Consider the following 17,538-nt stretch of genomic DNA (forward strand, 5'->3'; position numbering starts at 1 on the left):
TTGCGCCGGCGAGTGAGCAATCACCATTGTCCGAGTGCGTCCGCCTTGAACAACTTTCAACACACTAAATAGCAAAATACAAAAGATGAGGTGACAATTAAAATGGGCCAGATAACAGGAGACTGGCAGGCCGCGCTGAAGAATGAATTTCATCAGCCATATTATGCCAAACTATATAAAACAATAATGGAAGAATACCGCACCAGAAAAGTATTCCCACCGCCCCAGGATATGTTTAATGCTTTCGAATACACCCCGTTAAACGATGTAAAAGTAGTTATTCTGGGTCAGGATCCCTATCATAACGATGGACAGGCCAACGGCCTTTGCTTCTCTGTAAGAGAAGATATAGACATTCCCCCGTCTCTGGTAAACATTTATAAAGAACTCCACAGCGACCTGGGCTGCTATATTCCTGACAACGGCTGCCTGGAAAAATGGGCAAAACAAGGCGTATTTCTTCTGAACACAGTACTGACTGTCCGCGCCCACCAGGCGTTTTCACACAGAGGAATCGGCTGGGAACAGTTTACCGATGCGGTTATCCAGACCCTGAATGATCAGGACCGCCCGATCGTATATCTTCTCTGGGGAAGACCTGCCCAGATGAAAAAAGCAATGCTGAACAATCCGAAGCAGCTGGTACTCACAGCTGCACATCCAAGCCCGCTGTCTGCGTCAAGAGGATTTTTCGGATGCAGGCATTTCAGCCAGACCAATGAATTTCTGGAGAAAAACGGGCTTGCCCCCATTGACTGGCAGATTGAAAATATCAAAAAGGAACAATAAGAAATGGGGAAAAAGAACGATAACACACTTGTAAAAAATGCTTCATTCCTGATGATCGCGGCATTGATCTCCAAGATCATCGGAATGCTCTATAAAAGTCCGCTTTCCAATACTCTTGGAAATAACAGTATGGGTCTTTTCAATTATGCCCAGAATGTTTACTTTATCCTGCTGATGATCGCTTCTTTCAGCATTCCGCAGGCAGTATCCAAGATTATGGCAGAAAAGCTGGCTTTTAAACGTTACAGAGACGCCCAGAAGGTATTTCACTGTGCGCTGTTATATGTAATCATAATGGGAGGCGTAGTAGCACTTTTTTGTCTTTTCGGTTCGTCCATTCTGGTGCCGGAATCCATGTCCGGAGCCAGACTTGCACTGAAAATGCTGGCACCAACCATTTTCCTGTCAGGAATTCTTGGTACCTTCCGAGGTTATTTTCAGGCATATCGAAACATGCTCCCTACCTCATTGTCCCAGATTGTGGAACAGTGTTTTGTAGCGGTTTTTGCAATCCTGATGTCTACTGTCATGCTGAATAAATTCAGTAGTGCGGAAGAATCTGTACGAAATGCCTGGGGGGCTGCCGGAGCTACTATGGGAACCGGTGCAGGAGTTGCATCAGCATTGCTTTTCATGCTTTTTGTATACTGGGTAAATCGAAAGAATATCAAAAAGAGACTGGCCAGGGATACTCATTCCCGTGATGAGGCCACCGGTGAGGTTATGAAGAATATCGTTCTCATCGTAATGCCGATCATCCTCAGCTCTTTTATTTACAATGTAAACGGCTTTATTAACAGTTATATGTATTCCGGTATTCAGGGCTTTAAGGGAATTGACCATGACACTATTACAAGCCTTTATGCGGAATATGGTTATTATATGACCCTGATCAATATTCCCCTTACGCTTGCAAGCACAGCCCCCACATCCATGATTCCGGAAGTTTCTGCCCAGTATGCCAAGAGGAACATGGACAGTGCCAGAGATAAGATCGACCGCGCAACCTGGATCAGTATGTTTATTTCCATTCCATGTGCAGTTGGACTTGCAGTTCTTGCCGGCCCGATCACAAGACTTCTGTTTCCGCGAACAGAGGGGGCGGCAGCTCAGCTGATGATGCTTGGTGTCATTACCATCATCCTCAATGGAAATTCCAATATTTCCAATGGTGTGCTACAGGGAATCGGAAAGCCCAATATCCCCATGATCAATGCGGCAATTGCCCTGGTGGTGGATGTGATCGCCATGGCAATTCTGCTGTTTGCAACTGACCTTGGCGTATATGCCATTGTAGTGGCTATGATTATTTATGCGGTTGTTATGTGTCTGCTGAACGAGCGGGCGATGAAACAGTATATGCAGTACAAAAATCCATGGAGAAGTGCTTATCTGAATCCACTTCTGGCATCTGTGCCTATGGCTGTAGTGGCAGGCTTTTCCTATTATGGAATTTATAAGCTGATCCATTCCAATTTCATCAGCCTTGGAATCGCAGTGGTTCTTGGAATGGCTGCCTATTTTATTGTATATCTGGCAGTGAGCAAGCCATCTGATGAGCAGTTTGCCATGATGCCAGGCGGAGCCTACCTGAAGAAAATTGCAGGGAAACTGCCGTTTTAGAACATGGTTTTTAAATATGCTATTAAAATTATAATATATTGACTTTTAGATATGCATAGGTTATAATGCCATTCGGCAAGAAAGAAGCGATATGTTCAATGTATGCAGCACGAAAGCCCTCAGAGCGGCAACTCTGAGGGCTTTCTTCTTGTATTTTTTCGGAATACGAACCGAGGCTAGTTGTTATTTTTCGCCTCTTCTGTCTTCAAATTCTTCTGTGCAGTAGAAAGCATTAATTTAATTCGGTTCAGCTGGTTTACCTCGCTTGCACCCGGGTCGTAGTCGATGGCTGCAATATTAGCCTTCGGATACTGACGGCGGATTTCTTTGATAACACCTTTGCCAACAATGTGGTTCGGCAGGCAGCCGAACGGCTGGATACAAACAATATTCGGAACATCATCATGGATCAGCTCCATCATTTCACCGGTCAGGAACCATCCTTCGCCAGTCTGGTTACCCTCAGAAACAATGGGGCGTGCCATTTTCGCCAGATCGCGAATATCGGCGGTTGGATGGAAATGACGGCTTTCCGCAAGTGCCTCATTTGCAGTCTTACGAACCCAGTCGATTGCCTTAATACCCATATTTCCAAAGAATGCCTTGGATTTCTTAAATCCAAGATTGTCGACCTTGAAATTCTGATTGTAGAAGCAGTAAGACATAAAGTCGATCAGATCCGGTACCACAGGCTCAGCACCTTCGGATTCCAGAAGCTCTGCAAGGTGATTGTTTGCAGCCGGAAGGAATTTAACCAGAATCTCACCTACAATACCAACACGAGGCTTCTTCTCATCACTAATCGGGATGGTATCAAAATCGTGAACCATTTCCCGGCACATTTTCTTAAACTGGCTGTGGCTTAAGGAGTTTCCGGAAACAAATGCAATCACACGTTTTTCCCAGATCTTGTGCTTGCGGTTTACAATGCCTTTCTCCAGTTCATATGGGCGCATGCGGTAAATACACTTCATAAGAATATCACCAAACACAGCGGCATACACAACAGCCTTCACCAGCGGAAGAGTAAGCTTAAATCCTGGATTGCTCTCCAGACCGCTAAGGTTAAGGGAAATAACCGGAACCTGCTCCATTCCTGCCTTCTTAAGGGCACGGCGGATAAAAGCAATATAGTTGGATGCACGGCATCCGCCGCCTGTCTGGGACATGATGACGGCAGTCTTGTTCAGGTCGTATTTGCCTGATAAAAGAGCGTCCATAATCTGTCCCACAACGATCAGGGAAGGATAGCAGGCATCATTATTTACATATTTCAGACCTACGTCTACGGCATGCTTGTTGTCATTTGGAAGCACCTCCAGATGATAACCGTTTGCATTAAAAGCGGCTTCCAATAAGGAGAAGTGCACCGGTGACATCTGCGGGCAGAGGATGGTGTAATCCTTGCGCATCTCCTTAGTAAACGAAACCTTCTCGATAGAAGATGGTTTAATGGTGCGCTCCCTTTTTTGAGCATCCTTTGCACGAAGGGCTGCAAGAAGGGATCTGACACGGATCCTTGCGGCACCAAGGTTGTTAACCTCATCAATTTTCAGGCAGGTATAAATCTTGCCGCTGCCATCCAGAATTTCATAAACCTCATCGGTGGTGACCGCGTCAAGTCCGCAGCCAAAGGAGTTCAGCTGGATCAGATCCAGATCATCACGGGTTTTCACAAAGTTTGCTGCTGCATACAGTCTGGAGTGGTACATCCACTGGTCATTGACACGGATCGGGCGCTCAACAGGTACCAGATGGGAAACGGAATCCTCCGTGAGAACTGCCACTCCATAGCTGTTGATCAGATCCGGGATACCGTGATGAATCTCAGGGTCAATATGGTAAGGACGACCAGCCAGAACGATGCCCCGGCGGCCTGTCTCCTTCAGGTACTGAAGTGTCTCCTCACCTTTTTTCTCAATGTCCTTATGTACGGCAGCCATTTCCTCCCATGCCTTGTGAGCGGCTTCCTTCACCTCAGATTCCGGGATATCCGGGAAAATCTCAGTCAGTCTCTTTGTAACGATCTCTTCAGAGGTCAGGGCCAGGAACGGATTCATAAAGGTAATGGACGGATCGTGAAGCTCGTCCACATTGTTCTTAATATTCTCTGCATAAGAGGTAACGATAGGGCAGTTGTAATGGTTGACTGCATCCGGGAATTCATTTCGCTCGTAAGGGATACACGGATAGAAAATGAATTTCACACCATTTTTGATCAGCCAGGTCACATGTCCGTGGGCAAGCTTGGCTGGATAGCACTCGGATTCGCTTGGAATGGATTCAATGCCCAGCTCATAAATCTTTCTAGTAGAGGTAGGAGAAAGCACTACCTGATATTTCAGCTCAGTAAAGAAGGTATACCAGAAAGGATAATTCTCAAACATATTTAAAACTCGCGGAATACCAACTTTTCCCCGGGTAGCCTTATCAGGAGAAAGAGGCGGATAGGAGAAAAGCCGTTTGTACTTGTATTCATAAAGGTTGGGGATATGATCCTTATTCTTCTCCTTACCAATACCGCGCTCACAGCGGTTACCGCTTACGAACTGACGCCCGCCAGTGAATTTGTTGATGGTAAGACGACAGTTATTGGTACATCCGTGGCAGTTGGCCATGGAGGTGGTATATTTCAGCTCGTTGATCTTGTCAATGGAAAGCATGGTGGTTTCACGGCCTTCTGCGTGGTAGCGCTCCTTGGCAATGAGGGCAGCACCGAAAGCCCCCATAATACCGGCAATGTCAGGACGAATAGCTTCACAGCCTGCTATACGCTCAAAGCTTCGAAGTACACCGTCGTTGTAGAAGGTTCCACCCTGTACCACAATATGACGTCCCAGCTCTTTGGCATCGGAAACCTTGATAACCTTGTAAAGCGCATTCTTAATAACAGAGTATGCAAGACCTGCAGAAATATCAGCTACGGATGCGCCTTCCTTCTGGGCCTGCTTTACTTTGGAGTTCATAAATACAGTACATCTTGTTCCAAGGTCAATGGGGTGCTCTGCAAACAGGGCAGCCTTGGCAAAATCCTGTACGGAGTAATTCAGAGACTTGGCAAAGGTTTCGATAAAGGAACCACAGCCAGAGGAACATGCCTCGTTCAGCTGTACGCTGTCTACGGTCTGATTACGGATCTTGATGCATTTCATATCCTGTCCGCCGATATCTACAATACAGTCAACCTCCGGGTCAAAGAAAGCAGCCGCATAGTAGTGGGAAACGGTCTCAACTTCCCCCTCATCCAGCAGCAGAGCAGCCTTCATCAGCGCCTCGCCGTAACCTGTGGAACAGGAAAACGCAATGTGTGCATCTTCAGGAAGAATGCTGTAGATCTCCTGGATAGAACGGATGGCTGTCTTAAGCGGGCTTCCGTTATTATTGCTGTAGAAGGAGTAAAGCAGGGTTCCGTCCTCACCTACAAGAGCAGTCTTGGTGGTGGTGGAACCTGCATCAATACCCAGATAGCAGTTGCCGTGATACTGGGAAAGGTCACCCTTCTTTACCTGATAGGCACTCTGACGCTTATTAAATGCCTCATAGTCTTCCTCCGTGGCAAAAAGAGGCTCCATACGTTCTACCTCGAAATCCAGTTTGATGGAGTTCTTCAGGCAGTTTGTCATATCTGTAAGGGAAACTGTTACCTCATCCTTCGCATTCATAGCAGAACCCATGGCTGCAAAAAGATGGGAATTCTCAGGTGTGATAGCGTGCTCGTCATCCAGCTTCAGGGTACGGATAAAGGCAGCCTTCAGCTGATCCAGAAAGTGAAGGGGACCGCCGAGAAATGCAACATGACCGCGGATCGGCTTGCCGCAGGCAAGACCGGAAATGGTCTGGTTTACAACTGCCTGGAAAATGGAAGCGGAAAGATCCTCCTTGGTGGCACCGTCGTTGATCAGAGGCTGGATGTCAGTCTTGGCAAATACACCGCAGCGGGCTGCGATGGGATAAAGCGCCTTGTAATTCTTCGCATATTCATTCAGCCCGGTGGCATCTGTCTGAAGCAGGGAAGCCATCTGATCGATGAAAGAACCGGTACCTCCTGCACAGATACCATTCATACGCTGTTCAATATTGCCGCCTTCGAAGTAGATGATCTTGGCATCCTCGCCGCCAAGCTCGATGGCAACATCCGTCTGGGGCGCAATCTTCTGAAGAGAAGTGGATACCGCAATTACCTCCTGTACAAAAGGAACGCCAAGGTGGTTGGCGAGGGTAAGTCCGCCGGAGCCTGTGATTACCGGATGAAGGGTAAGCTCTCCAAGTTTGCCATAAGCTTTCGTCAGAAGCTCCGCCAGTGTTTCCTGAATGTTGGCGAAATGACGCTGGTAATCTGCGAAAAGCAGGGTGTCGTTTTCATCAAGTATTGCAATTTTGACAGTGGTGGAACCAATGTCAATTCCTAATGTGTATTTGTTGCTCATGTAAAGAATATGCCTCCTCATCTGTTGCATATGTGCTTAGATCGTTACTGTTCACTCCGTTCACAGTAACGCGCTTCGCGATGCACAGAAATCATGCTTTGCATGATTTCGCGCCGCAACTCTCGGGTTTTCTGTGAACTTTGTTCACAAAAAACACCTCGCGGAATGTTACCAGTGAACAGTAACCTTAAATCTTCTTATTTATATGTGAAAAATTCAAATGCAAATATTCCGTAATATTATACGATACCCCGGCTTAAATGACAATGTAAAAGTTTAACAAGGATTCTTCGCACAAGTGTTGAATTTTCGGTTATTTCGGGCTATAATATATGAAGTTTTCTGCCGTGGTTTTACACTCTTTTGTAAGTGTAAAAAGAAAAATGTCTTTGCAGGGCAGCAGAAACAGAAATTTTTTTGAAGATAAAGACTTAAAAAAGAAAGGATTCACATATGGCAAAATATACACTTATGAAAACAGAAGGCCGTGCCAAGCGTGCCCAGTTTGAGACTGTACATGGAACCATCCAGACACCTGTGTTTATGAACGTAGGAACTGTTGGAGCCATCAAGGGTGCAGTATCCACCATGGATCTGAAAGATATCGGTACCCAGGTCGAGCTTTCCAATACCTATCATCTCCATGTAAGAACAGGCGACAAGCTGATCAAGGAATTTGGAGGACTTCACAAGTTTATGGTCTGGGACAGACCGATTCTTACTGATTCAGGCGGATTCCAGGTGTTTTCCCTGGCAGGGCTTCGCAAGATCAAGGAAGAGGGCGTCTATTTCCAGTCCCATATTGACGGTCATAAGATTTTTATGGGACCAGAGGAGAGTATGCAGATCCAGTCTAATCTGGGCTCTACCATTGCCATGGCATTTGACGAATGTCCAAGCAGTGTGGCAAGCAGAGAATATGTACAAGCTTCTGTAGACCGCACTACCAGATGGCTGGAGCGCTGCAAGGCAGAGATGGCCAGACTGAATGGTCTGCCGGATACAGTGAATAAAGAGCAGCTGCTTTTCGGAATCAATCAGGGAGCTATCTATGCAGATATCCGTATTGCGCATGCAGATACCATTTCCAAACTGGATCTGGACGGCTACGCAGTTGGCGGTCTTGCAGTTGGGGAAACTCATGAGCAGATGTATCATATTCTGGACGAAGTCGTGCCTCACCTTCCGCAGAACAAACCTACCTATCTGATGGGAGTAGGTACTCCTGCCAATATTCTGGAAGGAGTCGCAAGAGGAATCGACTTCTTTGACTGCGTATATCCAAGCCGTAACGGACGTCATGGACATGTGTACACCAATCGCGGTAAGCTGAATCTGTTTAATGCGAAATATGAATTGGATCCGTCCCCAATCGAAGAGGGATGTCAGTGTCCTGCCTGTCAGCATTACAGCAGAGCCTATATCCGCCACCTTCTGAAAGCGAAAGAAATGCTTGGAATGCGCCTTTGCGTGCTTCACAATCTTTACTTCTACAATCACCTGATGGAGGAAATCAGGGATGCACTGGATCAGGGCAATTTTGCAGAATATAAAGAAATGCGACTGGCTGGTTTTGAAGAGGGAAAAATTAACAGCAGATATAGTAAATGAAATTAATATAAAAAATCGGAAAAATACTTGAAGAATCAAATTATTTTGTGTATTATATACTATAATGCGCTGGTGAAAAAGACAGGGCGTGATAGTAAGATACAGGAGGAATAGCAAATGGACGCATCAAGCGGAATGAGTATGGGATTTACCATCGTATGGCTGGTTGTACTTTTCGGTATTATGTATTTTCTGATGATCAGACCTCAGAAGAAAGAGCAGAAGAGAGTACAGGCGATGCTCAGCGATATGGCTGTAGGTGACAGTATTGTAACTACAAGCGGCTTCTACGGTGTCATCATTGACATGACAGAAGAAGACGTGATCGTAGAGTTCGGTAACAATAAGAACTGCCGTATCCCTATGAGGAAACAGGCAATTGCCGAAGTTGAGAAAGCAGAGCAGGCTTCTGCATAATCAGATTCATCCGAATATGACAGAAACTAAGAACAGGCTTCATTCCATAAAGGGATGGGGCCTTTTTTCTTCGTGAATGTTTTTTGAGAATGGGAAAAAGGCAGTTTTTTGACAGTTTTTTACTTTAACATGTTGAAATATTAAAGAAAGTGCGTTATTATAATAACAATTATCCATTGGTGTCAGGCGAGAGGTGATTTTCCGCTGGCATTCAGAAACGAAGGAGAGGAAATTATTATGAATTACAACATTTCACTGATTCCTGGAGACGGAATCGGTCCGGAAATCGTTGCAGAAGCAAAAAAAGTTCTGGACAAAATATGTGAGAAATATGGACATACTTTTTCTTATTCTGAAGTACTTTTAGGCGGAGCTTCCATTGATGTACATGGAGTACCGCTTACAGACGAGGCAATCGCTACAGCGAAAGCTTCTGATGCAGTTCTTATGGGCTCTATCGGTGGAGATGCCAAGACATCCCCATGGTATAAGCTGGAGCCATCCAAACGCCCGGAGGCAGGACTTCTTGCCATTCGTAAGGCACTGAATCTTTTTGCAAACCTTCGCCCTGCATATTTATACAACGAACTTCGTGCAGCATGCCCTCTTCGCGATGAGATCATTGGAGACGGATTTGACATGATCATCGTACGAGAGCTTACAGGCGGTCTTTATTTTGGCGAAAGAAAAACAGTAGAAGAGAACGGTGTAAAGAAAGCCATCGATACCCTTTCCTACAACGAAAACGAGATTCGCAGAATTGCCATCAAGGCATTTGACATTGCCATGAAACGCCGCAAAAAAGTAACAAGCGTTGACAAGGCAAATGTTCTGGATTCCTCCAGACTTTGGAGAAAAGTAGTAGAAGAGGTAGCGAAGGATTACCCGGAAGTTACTCTTGAGCATATGCTGGTTGACAACTGTGCAATGCAGCTGGTGAGAGATCCGAAGCAGTTTGATGTTATTCTCACTGAGAATATGTTCGGCGATATTCTTTCTGATGAGGCCAGCATGGTGACAGGATCTATCGGAATGCTTTCCTCTGCCAGCCTGAACGAGACAAAATTTGGTCTTTACGAGCCAAGCCATGGCTCCGCACCTGATATTGCAGGACAGAATAAGGCCAACCCGATCGCAACCATCCTTTCCGCAGCCATGATGCTTCGTTTTTCCCTGGATCTGGATGAGGAAGCAAATGCAGTTGAGACTGCTGTACAGAAGGTTCTGACTGCCGGATACCGTACCGGTGACATTATGTCTGAGGGATGCACTCTGGTTGGAACGAAAGAGATGGGTGACCTGATCGCTAAGGAAATTTAGAATTCGAAATAAACAAAAAGCAAATGGATCATTTTTCCCGGCTATGAAGCAAAAAGGAGATATAAGTTATGAGAAGTGACGCAGTAAAAACAGGCACACAGCAGGCACCTCACCGTTCCCTGTTCAATGCCCTTGGAATGACAAAAGAAGAAATGGAGCGCCCATTAGTAGGAATCGTTTGTTCCTACAATGAGATTGTACCAGGCCACATGAACCTGGATAAAATCGCACAGGCCGTAAAGCTTGGCGTGGCAATGGCTGGAGGAACTCCGGTCATGTTCCCTGCAATCGCTGTCTGTGACGGTATTGCAATGGGACATATCGGTATGAAATATTCTCTTGTAACAAGAGACCTGATCGCAGATTCTACAGAGGCCATGGCACTGGCTCACCAGTTTGATGCCCTTGTTATGATCCCGAACTGTGACAAGAACGTACCGGGACTTCTGATGGCAGCAGCCAGAATCAACGTTCCTACCGTATTCGTAAGCGGAGGCCCGATGCTGGCTGGTCACTTAAACGGACACAAGACAAGTCTATCCAGCATGTTTGAGGCTGTTGGTGCTTACGCAGCAGGCAAGCTTACAGAGGAAGGCCTGACTGAGTGTGAGAACAAAACATGTCCGACATGCGGTTCCTGCTCCGGTATGTACACTGCAAACAGCATGAACTGTCTTACTGAGGTTCTTGGTATGGGACTGAAAGGAAACGGAACCATCCCGGCTGTATATTCTGAGCGTATCCGTCTTGCAAAGCATGCAGGAATGCAGGTTATGGAAATGTACCGCCGCAACATCCGTCCAAGAGATATTATGACAAAAGAGGCACTTCTCAATGCCCTTACTGTAGATATGGCTCTTGGCTGTTCCACAAACAGTATGCTTCATCTTCCGGCAATTGCACATGAGATTGGCTGGGATTTCGATATCAGCTTTGCAAATGAAATCAGTGCAAAGACTCCGAACATCTGCCACCTTGCACCTGCAGGCCCGACTTACATGGAAGACCTGAACGAAGCAGGCGGCGTATACGCAGTTATGAACGAGCTGAATAAGAAGGGACTCCTTCACACAGAGTGCATGACTGTAACCGGAAAAACAGTAGGCGAGAATATCAAGGACTGTGTAAACCTGAACCCGGAAGTAATCCGTCCGATCGATAATCCATACAGCACCACAGGAGGACTTGCTGTACTTCGGGGCAACCTTGCACCAGACGGAAGTGTTGTAAAACGTTCCGCAGTTGTTGCTGAGATGATGGTTCATGAAGGACCTGCAAGAGTATTTGACTGCGAGGAAGACGCGATTGCGGCAATCAAAGGCGGAAAGATCGTAGAAGGTGACGTTGTTGTCATCCGTTATGAGGGACCGAAGGGTGGTCCTGGAATGAGAGAAATGCTGAATCCTACCTCTGCAATCGCAGGTATGGGACTTGGTTCTTCTGTAGCACTTATTACAGACGGACGTTTCAGCGGTGCATCCAGAGGCGCTTCCATTGGACATGTTTCACCGGAGGCAGCAGTAGGCGGTCCCATCGCCCTTGTTGAGGAAGGTGATATCATCAGCATCAATATTCCGGAGCTGAAACTGGAACTGAAGGTTTCTGATGAAGAGCTTGCAGCAAGAAAAGCAAAATGGCAGCCGAGAGAGCCGAAGGTTACAACCGGATATCTGGCAAGATATGCAGCAATGGTTACTTCCGGAAACCGCGGTGCGATCCTCGAGGTTCCAAAAGCGAAATAATAAGATTCTTATCCGGACAATAACTGTGAATGGAATTATGGTTCATGAAAGTATGGTTCTTTCATAGCAAATGTCCTGGATTTTTACAGTATAATATACCAGGAGGAAATGAAATTGCAGCTTACAGGAGCGGAGATCATCATAGAATGTTTGCTGGAGCAAAGCGTGGATACCGTTTTCGGTTATCCAGGCGGAGCTATTCTGAACGTTTATGACGCCCTTTACCGATACAGTGATAAAATCAAACATGTACTTACTTCCCATGAACAGGGAGCTTCCCACGCAGCAGACGGTTACGCCCGTGCGACAGGAAAGGTCGGCGTGTGTCTGGCAACTTCCGGCCCAGGTGCAACCAACCTGGTAACCGGAATTGCCACCGCGTGTATGGACTCTGTTCCTGTGGTAGCAATTACCTGTAATGTTGGAACTGCCCTTCTTGGAAAAGATTCCTTCCAGGAAGTTGATATCGCAGGCATTGTAATGCCTGTGACAAAACACAGCTATATTGTCAAAGATGTAACAAAGCTTGCAGACACCATCCGCAAAGCTTTTATCATCGCCAAAAGCGGTCGTCCTGGTCCGGTACTCGTAGACGTGCCAAAGGACGTAACCGCAGCAAAATGTGAATATATCCGTCACACCATCACAGCCGTAGAGCCGAAGGTTGACACCATCCGTCCGAAGGATGTGGATACAGCAGCACAGATGATCGCAGCAGCAAAGAAGCCATTTATTTTTGTTGGCGGCGGTGCTGTGATCGCAGATGCATCCGAAGAAGTCCGTGCACTTGCCCACAAGATCCAGGCTCCGGTTTGCGACAGCCTTATGGGAAAAGGGGCTTTTTCCGGAGAGGATGAGCTTTACACAGGTCCGGTTGGAATGCATGGAACCAAAACTTCCAACTACGCAATGTGCGAGTGTGACCTTCTGATCACTCTTGGTGCACGCTTCAGCGACCGTGTGACAGGAGATACAAAGACCTTCGCGCCGAAGGCAAAGATTCTGCAGATCGATGTAGATGCAGCGGAGATCAACAAGAATATTGCAGTTGATGCCTCCGTGATCGGAGATCTGAGGGAAGTGCTGAAGCTTCTCCTTGAGAAAATCCCGGAGAAGCGCCATGATGAATGGGTACAGCATATTCAGGATATGAAAGAAAAATATCCCTTAAATTACGATCATTCCCAGCTTACCGGACCCTACGTGATCCAGAAGCTTTATGAACTGACTGGTGGAGATGCAATCATTTCCACAGATGTAGGACAGCACCAGATGTGGGCGGCCCAGTATTTCAAATTTAAGGAGCCGAGAACCTTCCTGACATCAGGAGGGCTTGGTACCATGGGTTACGGCCTTGGCGCAGCAATCGGAGCAAAGATGGGCTGCCCGGACAAAACCGTGGTAAATATAGCAGGAGACGGCTGTTTCCGTATGAACATGAACGAGATCGCCACGGCAGTTCGCTGCGGCAAACCTCTTGTCCAGATCATTCTGAATAATCATGTTCTGGGAATGGTACGCCAGTGGCAGACTCTGTTCTATGAACAAAGATATTCTCAGACCATCTTAAATGATGGTGTGGACTTCGTGAAAGTTTCTGAAGCAATGGGAGCAAAAGCAATCCGCGTTACGAAGATGGAAGAAGTAGAGCCTGCACTTAAGATGGCGCTTTCATCAGAGGGTCCGGTAGTTCTCGATTGCTGGATCGACCAGGATTTAAGCGTATATCCTATGGTTCCTGCAGGAGCAAGTTTAGACGAGGTATTTGATGAGGAGGATGTGAAGAAATGAGCAGAGTGTACAATTTTTCCGCAGGACCGGCGGTTCTTCCGGAAGAGGTGTTGAAAGAAGTCGCAGATGAAATGATGGATTACAATGGTACCGGCATGTCCGTTATGGAAATGAGCCACAGAAGTGCTGCATTCCAGGAAATCATTGACACAGCTGAGAAGGATCTTCGTGAGCTGATGAATATTCCGGACAACTATAAGGTACTTTTCCTTCAGGGCGGCGCTTCCCAGCAGTTTGCCATGATCCCAATGAACCTTATGAAAAATAAGGTGGCTGACTACATTGTAACCGGTCAGTGGGCAAAGAAAGCATATCAGGAAGCACAGAAATACGGAAAAGCGAACAAGATTGCTTCTTCCGAGGATAAGACCTTCTCCTACATTCCGGATTGCAGCGATCTGCCGATCAGCCCGGATGCAGACTATGTTTATATCTGTGAGAACAACACCATTTATGGAACCAAGTTCAAAGAGCTTCCAAATACAAAGGGCAAAACACTTGTGGCAGATGTATCCTCCTGTTTCCTTTCCGAGCCGGTTGATGTAAGCAAATATGGTATTATCTATGGCGGCGTTCAGAAGAACATTGGACCTGCAGGTATGGTAATCGCCATTATCCGCGAGGATCTGATCACAGAAGATGTTCTTCCGGGAACACCTACCATGCTTACCTATAAGACACATGCAGACGCTGGTTCCCTTTATAATACACCGAATGCATATTGCATCTACGTATGCGGTAAAGTTTTCAAATGGCTGAAGAAAATGGGCGGTCTGGAAGAGATGAAGAAACGCAACGAGGAGAAAGCCAAGATCCTTTACGATTTCCTTGATTCCAGCAAGCTTTTCCATGGCACCGTTGTTCCGAAAGACCGTTCTCTTATGAATGTTCCTTTTGTAACAGGAGATAAAGAGATGGATGCGAAATTCGTTGCTGAGGCTGCCAAGGCAGGTCTTGTGAACCTGAAAGGCCACAGAACTGTTGGCGGTATGAGAGCAAGCATTTACAATGCAATGCCAAAGGCTGGCGTGGAAGCGCTGGTTGCATTCATGAAAAAGTTTGAGGAGGAAAATGCCTGATGTTTCAGTATCATTGCCTGAATCCTATTGCCCAGAAAGGCCTGGACATTTTTGATGATAATTATAAAAAAGCAGATACTCTGGATGACTGCCAGGCAGTTCTTGTAAGAAGTGCCAAGATGCATGACATGGAGCTGCCGGAGAGTGTTGCTGTGATTGCACGTGCCGGTGCCGGAGTCAATAACATTCCGGTGAAAGAGTGTGCAGAGAAAGGTATCGTTGTATTTAATACTCCTGGAGCCAATGCAAATGGTGTAAAGGAGCTGGTTCTTGCCGGTATGCTTCTTGCTTCCCGTGACATTGTGGGAGGTATTGAGTGGGTACAGAGAGAAAAAGACCAGGAAGATATTGATAAGCTTGCTGAGAAACAGAAGAAACAGTTTGCAGGCTGTGAGATCATGGGTAAAAAGCTTGGTATCATCGGTCTTGGCGCTATCGGAAGCATGGTGGCAAATGCCGCAGCTTCCCTTGGTATGGAGGTCTATGGATATGATCCATACATTTCCATCGATGCAGCATGGAATCTTTCCCGTACCATTAAACACAGCAAGAGCTTAGATGAGATTTACAGCAAGTGCGATTATATCACTGTACATGTACCGCTTCTGGATTCCACAAAGAAGATGATCAACAAAGAGGCTTTTGATAAGATGAAAGACGGTGTTGTACTTCTGAACTTTGCCCGTGACCTTCTGGTTGACGAGGATGCACTGATTGAGGCGCTGAACAGCGGCAAGGTGAAAAAGTATGTAACAGACTTTGCCAACCATACAGTTGCAGGTCATGAGGGCATTCTGGTAACTCCTCATCTTGGAGCATCCACAGAGGAATCTGAGGAGAACTGTGCAGTTATGGCTGTGAAGGAGGTTCGTGATTTCCTTGAGAATGGTAATATCAAAAATTCCGTAAACTTCCCGAACTGTGATATGGGTACCTGCGTAGCAGTTGGACGTATTGCCATTACACATAAGAACATTCCTAACATGATCAGCCAGCTGACCAAAATTCTTGGTGCTGAGGGCCTGAACATTGCAGATATGACAAACAAGAGTAAAGGTGAGTATGCGTATACTCTGATCGATCTTGAGAGTGCAGCTTCCGCAGAAGCGCTGGATGCACTGAAGGCCATTGAGGGTGTTTCAAAGGTTCGCGTGGTGAAATAAATTCGAATATAGATAATTGACATTAAGACAACAGAATGTTAATATAAGTATAGAAAAAGAGTGTTGCCGATAGACGGTTAGCCCATATACTGGTTAGCAAAAATTGCCGCTTAGTTTACAGACAGGGCGGCTATTTTTGTGTATTATTTACATCTTTACCCAATGTGTATCCTATTGTAAAGCAGGTTAAGCCGAAGCTTACAACTGCTATAAGGTCAACAATACTCATTGGCTTAGCCCTCCTTTCCACTGAATTCCCTTACGGGTTTCTATGTAATCAGAGGGTCACAGTCCCTCTGGTGAAGGACTAACCGCCTACCGTTATGGCAACACCCATATAACAATTATAACAGTTCTGCTAAAGGAACACAACCTGAATGTTTAATAAAAGAATAAAAAATATTTTAATAATAAAAACAGGAATAACTAATTCTTTCTAGTTAGGAATTCCTGTTTTTATTGTTTATATGTTTTATGTTTTATGTGGATTATCTGCCATTCTTTGCAATAAATTCCTCAACCTCTTCGCGAGTTGGCATTACGCGGAGAGCACCCTTGCGGGTAGTGATAAGAGATGCGCCTGCGTTTGCGAAGGTAAGCATTTCCATCAGGTTCTCGTCGGAGAGGTCTTCCAGACCGTGGTCGAGAACATAGTTCAGGATGCTGGCACAGAAGGTGTCTCCGGCACCTGTGGTTTCAATAGTGTTCTCTTGAAGGAATGGAGCACACTCTACGCGGCGTCCCTTGTAATAAGCGCGGCTTCCGTCTTTACCCAGTGTAATGAGAACCAGCGGGATGTGATATTTCTCTTCGATCAGTGCAGCACCCTTGTCGTAGTCGGTGGTATCGAAAAGGAATTCCACTTCGTTGTCAGAAATCTTCAGAACGTCACATTTGGTAAGGCCGTATTCAATCTCGACACGGGCATCCTCAAGGGATTTCCAGAGTGGCGGGCGCAGATTGGGGTCAAAGGTGATGATACAGCCGGCCTCTTTTGCCACCTCAATGGCATGACGTGTAGCTTCACGTACGCCCTCATGGGTAGAAGAGAGAGTTCCGAAATGGAAAATACGGGAGTCGCGGATCAGGTCATCCGGAACCTCATCCTTTGTCAGCATCATGTCAGCACCTGGATTACGATAGAAGGAGAAATCTCTGTCCCCATCCGGATAAGTGTGGACAAATGCAAGAGTGGTATGTATTTCTTCATCCATAATAAGAGCTTTTGTATCAATTCCAACTTCTTCCACAGCAGCCTTCAGCTGGTTTCCGAACATATCCTTTCCAACTTTTCCGATAAAAGCGGTCTTCTTGCCAAGGCGCTCAAGCATAGCCAGAACATTACATGGAGCTCCGCCTGGGTTCGCTTCCATGATCGGGTTGCCCTGTGCGCTGGTTCCATTCTCTGTGAAATCAATAAGAAGCTCGCCAAGTGCAGTTACGTCGTAGTTTCGATTACTCATTGAAAAATCCTCCTTAGGTGTTTTCAAAATTATATACCAATAATTTAACGCAGAGGGGTGTATTTGTCAAACAAATTTCTTTCTTTTTCCTGCTTAAAATGGTAAAATAGAAC

At 46.1% G+C, this 17,538-nt stretch carries 11 protein-coding genes; 9 read left to right on the top strand and 2 right to left on the bottom strand.

Features of this window, described 5'->3' with window-relative positions; translation table 11 throughout:
* The first annotated feature begins 102 nt into the window (after positions 1-102).
* Positions 103-789: a uracil-DNA glycosylase gene (gene ung, locus AB5Z12_RS11795; RefSeq protein WP_148461839.1), complete on the top strand. Its 687-nt coding sequence runs from the start codon at positions 103-105 to the stop codon at positions 787-789.
* 3 nt (positions 790-792) lie between these two features.
* Positions 793-2,412, top strand: coding sequence for a polysaccharide biosynthesis protein (locus AB5Z12_RS11800; protein WP_173717457.1), 1,620 nt, complete (start codon positions 793-795; stop codon positions 2,410-2,412).
* 176 nt (positions 2,413-2,588) lie between these two features.
* Here the strand turns inward: AB5Z12_RS11800 and AB5Z12_RS11805 are convergent, their stop codons facing one another.
* Complete coding sequence (locus AB5Z12_RS11805; RefSeq protein WP_368357198.1) at positions 2,589-6,839, bottom strand: acyl-CoA dehydratase activase-related protein; 4,251 nt, start codon at positions 6,837-6,839, stop codon at positions 2,589-2,591.
* Positions 6,840-7,292: 453 nt separating this feature from the next.
* Between AB5Z12_RS11805 and tgt the strand changes: the two genes are divergently transcribed.
* From tgt to AB5Z12_RS11840, 7 genes are all read left to right on the top strand, one after another.
* A complete protein-coding gene (gene tgt / locus AB5Z12_RS11810) occupies positions 7,293-8,450 on the top strand; it encodes a tRNA guanosine(34) transglycosylase Tgt (RefSeq protein ID WP_148461836.1) in 1,158 nt (385 codons plus the stop codon).
* Positions 8,451-8,567: 117 nt separating this feature from the next.
* Positions 8,568-8,867, top strand: a complete 300-nt coding sequence (yajC, locus tag AB5Z12_RS11815) for a preprotein translocase subunit YajC (RefSeq protein ID WP_118584184.1) — start codon at positions 8,568-8,570, stop codon at positions 8,865-8,867.
* A gap of 237 nt (positions 8,868-9,104) precedes the next feature.
* The gene (gene leuB / locus AB5Z12_RS11820) at positions 9,105-10,187 is read left to right on the top strand and encodes a 3-isopropylmalate dehydrogenase (protein WP_173771347.1); all 1,083 of its coding nucleotides are present in this window, start codon (positions 9,105-9,107) and stop codon (positions 10,185-10,187) included.
* Positions 10,188-10,255: 68 nt separating this feature from the next.
* Positions 10,256-11,929 carry a dihydroxy-acid dehydratase gene (gene ilvD, locus AB5Z12_RS11825; protein ID WP_148461834.1) on the top strand — a complete coding sequence of 558 codons (1,674 nt, stop codon included), beginning with the start codon at positions 10,256-10,258 and terminating at the stop codon, positions 11,927-11,929.
* Positions 11,930-12,037: 108 nt separating this feature from the next.
* Positions 12,038-13,720 carry a biosynthetic-type acetolactate synthase large subunit gene (gene ilvB, locus AB5Z12_RS11830; protein WP_368357199.1) on the top strand — a complete coding sequence of 561 codons (1,683 nt, stop codon included), beginning with the start codon at positions 12,038-12,040 and terminating at the stop codon, positions 13,718-13,720.
* Complete coding sequence (gene serC / locus AB5Z12_RS11835; RefSeq protein ID WP_148461832.1) at positions 13,717-14,799, top strand: 3-phosphoserine/phosphohydroxythreonine transaminase; 1,083 nt, start codon at positions 13,717-13,719, stop codon at positions 14,797-14,799. The genes ilvB and serC overlap by 4 nt, the downstream gene beginning before the upstream one ends.
* Positions 14,799-15,962: a phosphoglycerate dehydrogenase gene (locus tag AB5Z12_RS11840; RefSeq protein WP_173717452.1), complete on the top strand. Its 1,164-nt coding sequence runs from the start codon at positions 14,799-14,801 to the stop codon at positions 15,960-15,962. Before serC ends, AB5Z12_RS11840 begins: the two co-directional genes overlap by 1 nt.
* A 488-nt stretch (positions 15,963-16,450) precedes the next feature.
* Here the strand turns inward: AB5Z12_RS11840 and AB5Z12_RS11845 are convergent, their stop codons facing one another.
* Positions 16,451-17,425, bottom strand: coding sequence for a carbohydrate kinase (locus AB5Z12_RS11845; RefSeq protein WP_368357200.1), 975 nt, complete (start codon positions 17,423-17,425; stop codon positions 16,451-16,453).
* Between the last annotated feature and the right edge of the window lie 113 nt (positions 17,426-17,538).

This window comes from Ruminococcus sp. RTP21358st1_G6_RTP21358_211008, assembly GCF_040908885.1.
GTDB classification, from domain to species: Bacteria; Bacillota; Clostridia; order Lachnospirales; family Lachnospiraceae; genus Blautia_A; species Blautia_A faecis.

What these genes read in the sequence shown, in the direction of transcription:
- ung (WP_148461839.1), top strand. Translation starts at nt 103, where the DNA reads ATGGGCCAGATAACAGGAGACTGGCAGGCCGCGCTGAAGAATGAATTT.
- AB5Z12_RS11800 (WP_173717457.1), top strand. Translation starts at nt 793, where the DNA reads ATGGGGAAAAAGAACGATAACACACTTGTAAAAAATGCTTCATTCCTG.
- AB5Z12_RS11805 (WP_368357198.1), bottom strand. Translation starts at nt 6,839, where the DNA reads ATGAGCAACAAATACACATTAGGAATTGACATTGGTTCCACCACTGTC.
- tgt (WP_148461836.1), top strand. Translation starts at nt 7,293, where the DNA reads ATGGCAAAATATACACTTATGAAAACAGAAGGCCGTGCCAAGCGTGCC.
- yajC (WP_118584184.1), top strand. Translation starts at nt 8,568, where the DNA reads ATGGACGCATCAAGCGGAATGAGTATGGGATTTACCATCGTATGGCTG.
- leuB (WP_173771347.1), top strand. Translation starts at nt 9,105, where the DNA reads ATGAATTACAACATTTCACTGATTCCTGGAGACGGAATCGGTCCGGAA.
- ilvD (WP_148461834.1), top strand. Translation starts at nt 10,256, where the DNA reads ATGAGAAGTGACGCAGTAAAAACAGGCACACAGCAGGCACCTCACCGT.
- ilvB (WP_368357199.1), top strand. Translation starts at nt 12,038, where the DNA reads ATGAAATTGCAGCTTACAGGAGCGGAGATCATCATAGAATGTTTGCTG.
- serC (WP_148461832.1), top strand. Translation starts at nt 13,717, where the DNA reads ATGAGCAGAGTGTACAATTTTTCCGCAGGACCGGCGGTTCTTCCGGAA.
- AB5Z12_RS11840 (WP_173717452.1), top strand. Translation starts at nt 14,799, where the DNA reads ATGTTTCAGTATCATTGCCTGAATCCTATTGCCCAGAAAGGCCTGGAC.
- AB5Z12_RS11845 (WP_368357200.1), bottom strand. Translation starts at nt 17,425, where the DNA reads ATGAGTAATCGAAACTACGACGTAACTGCACTTGGCGAGCTTCTTATT.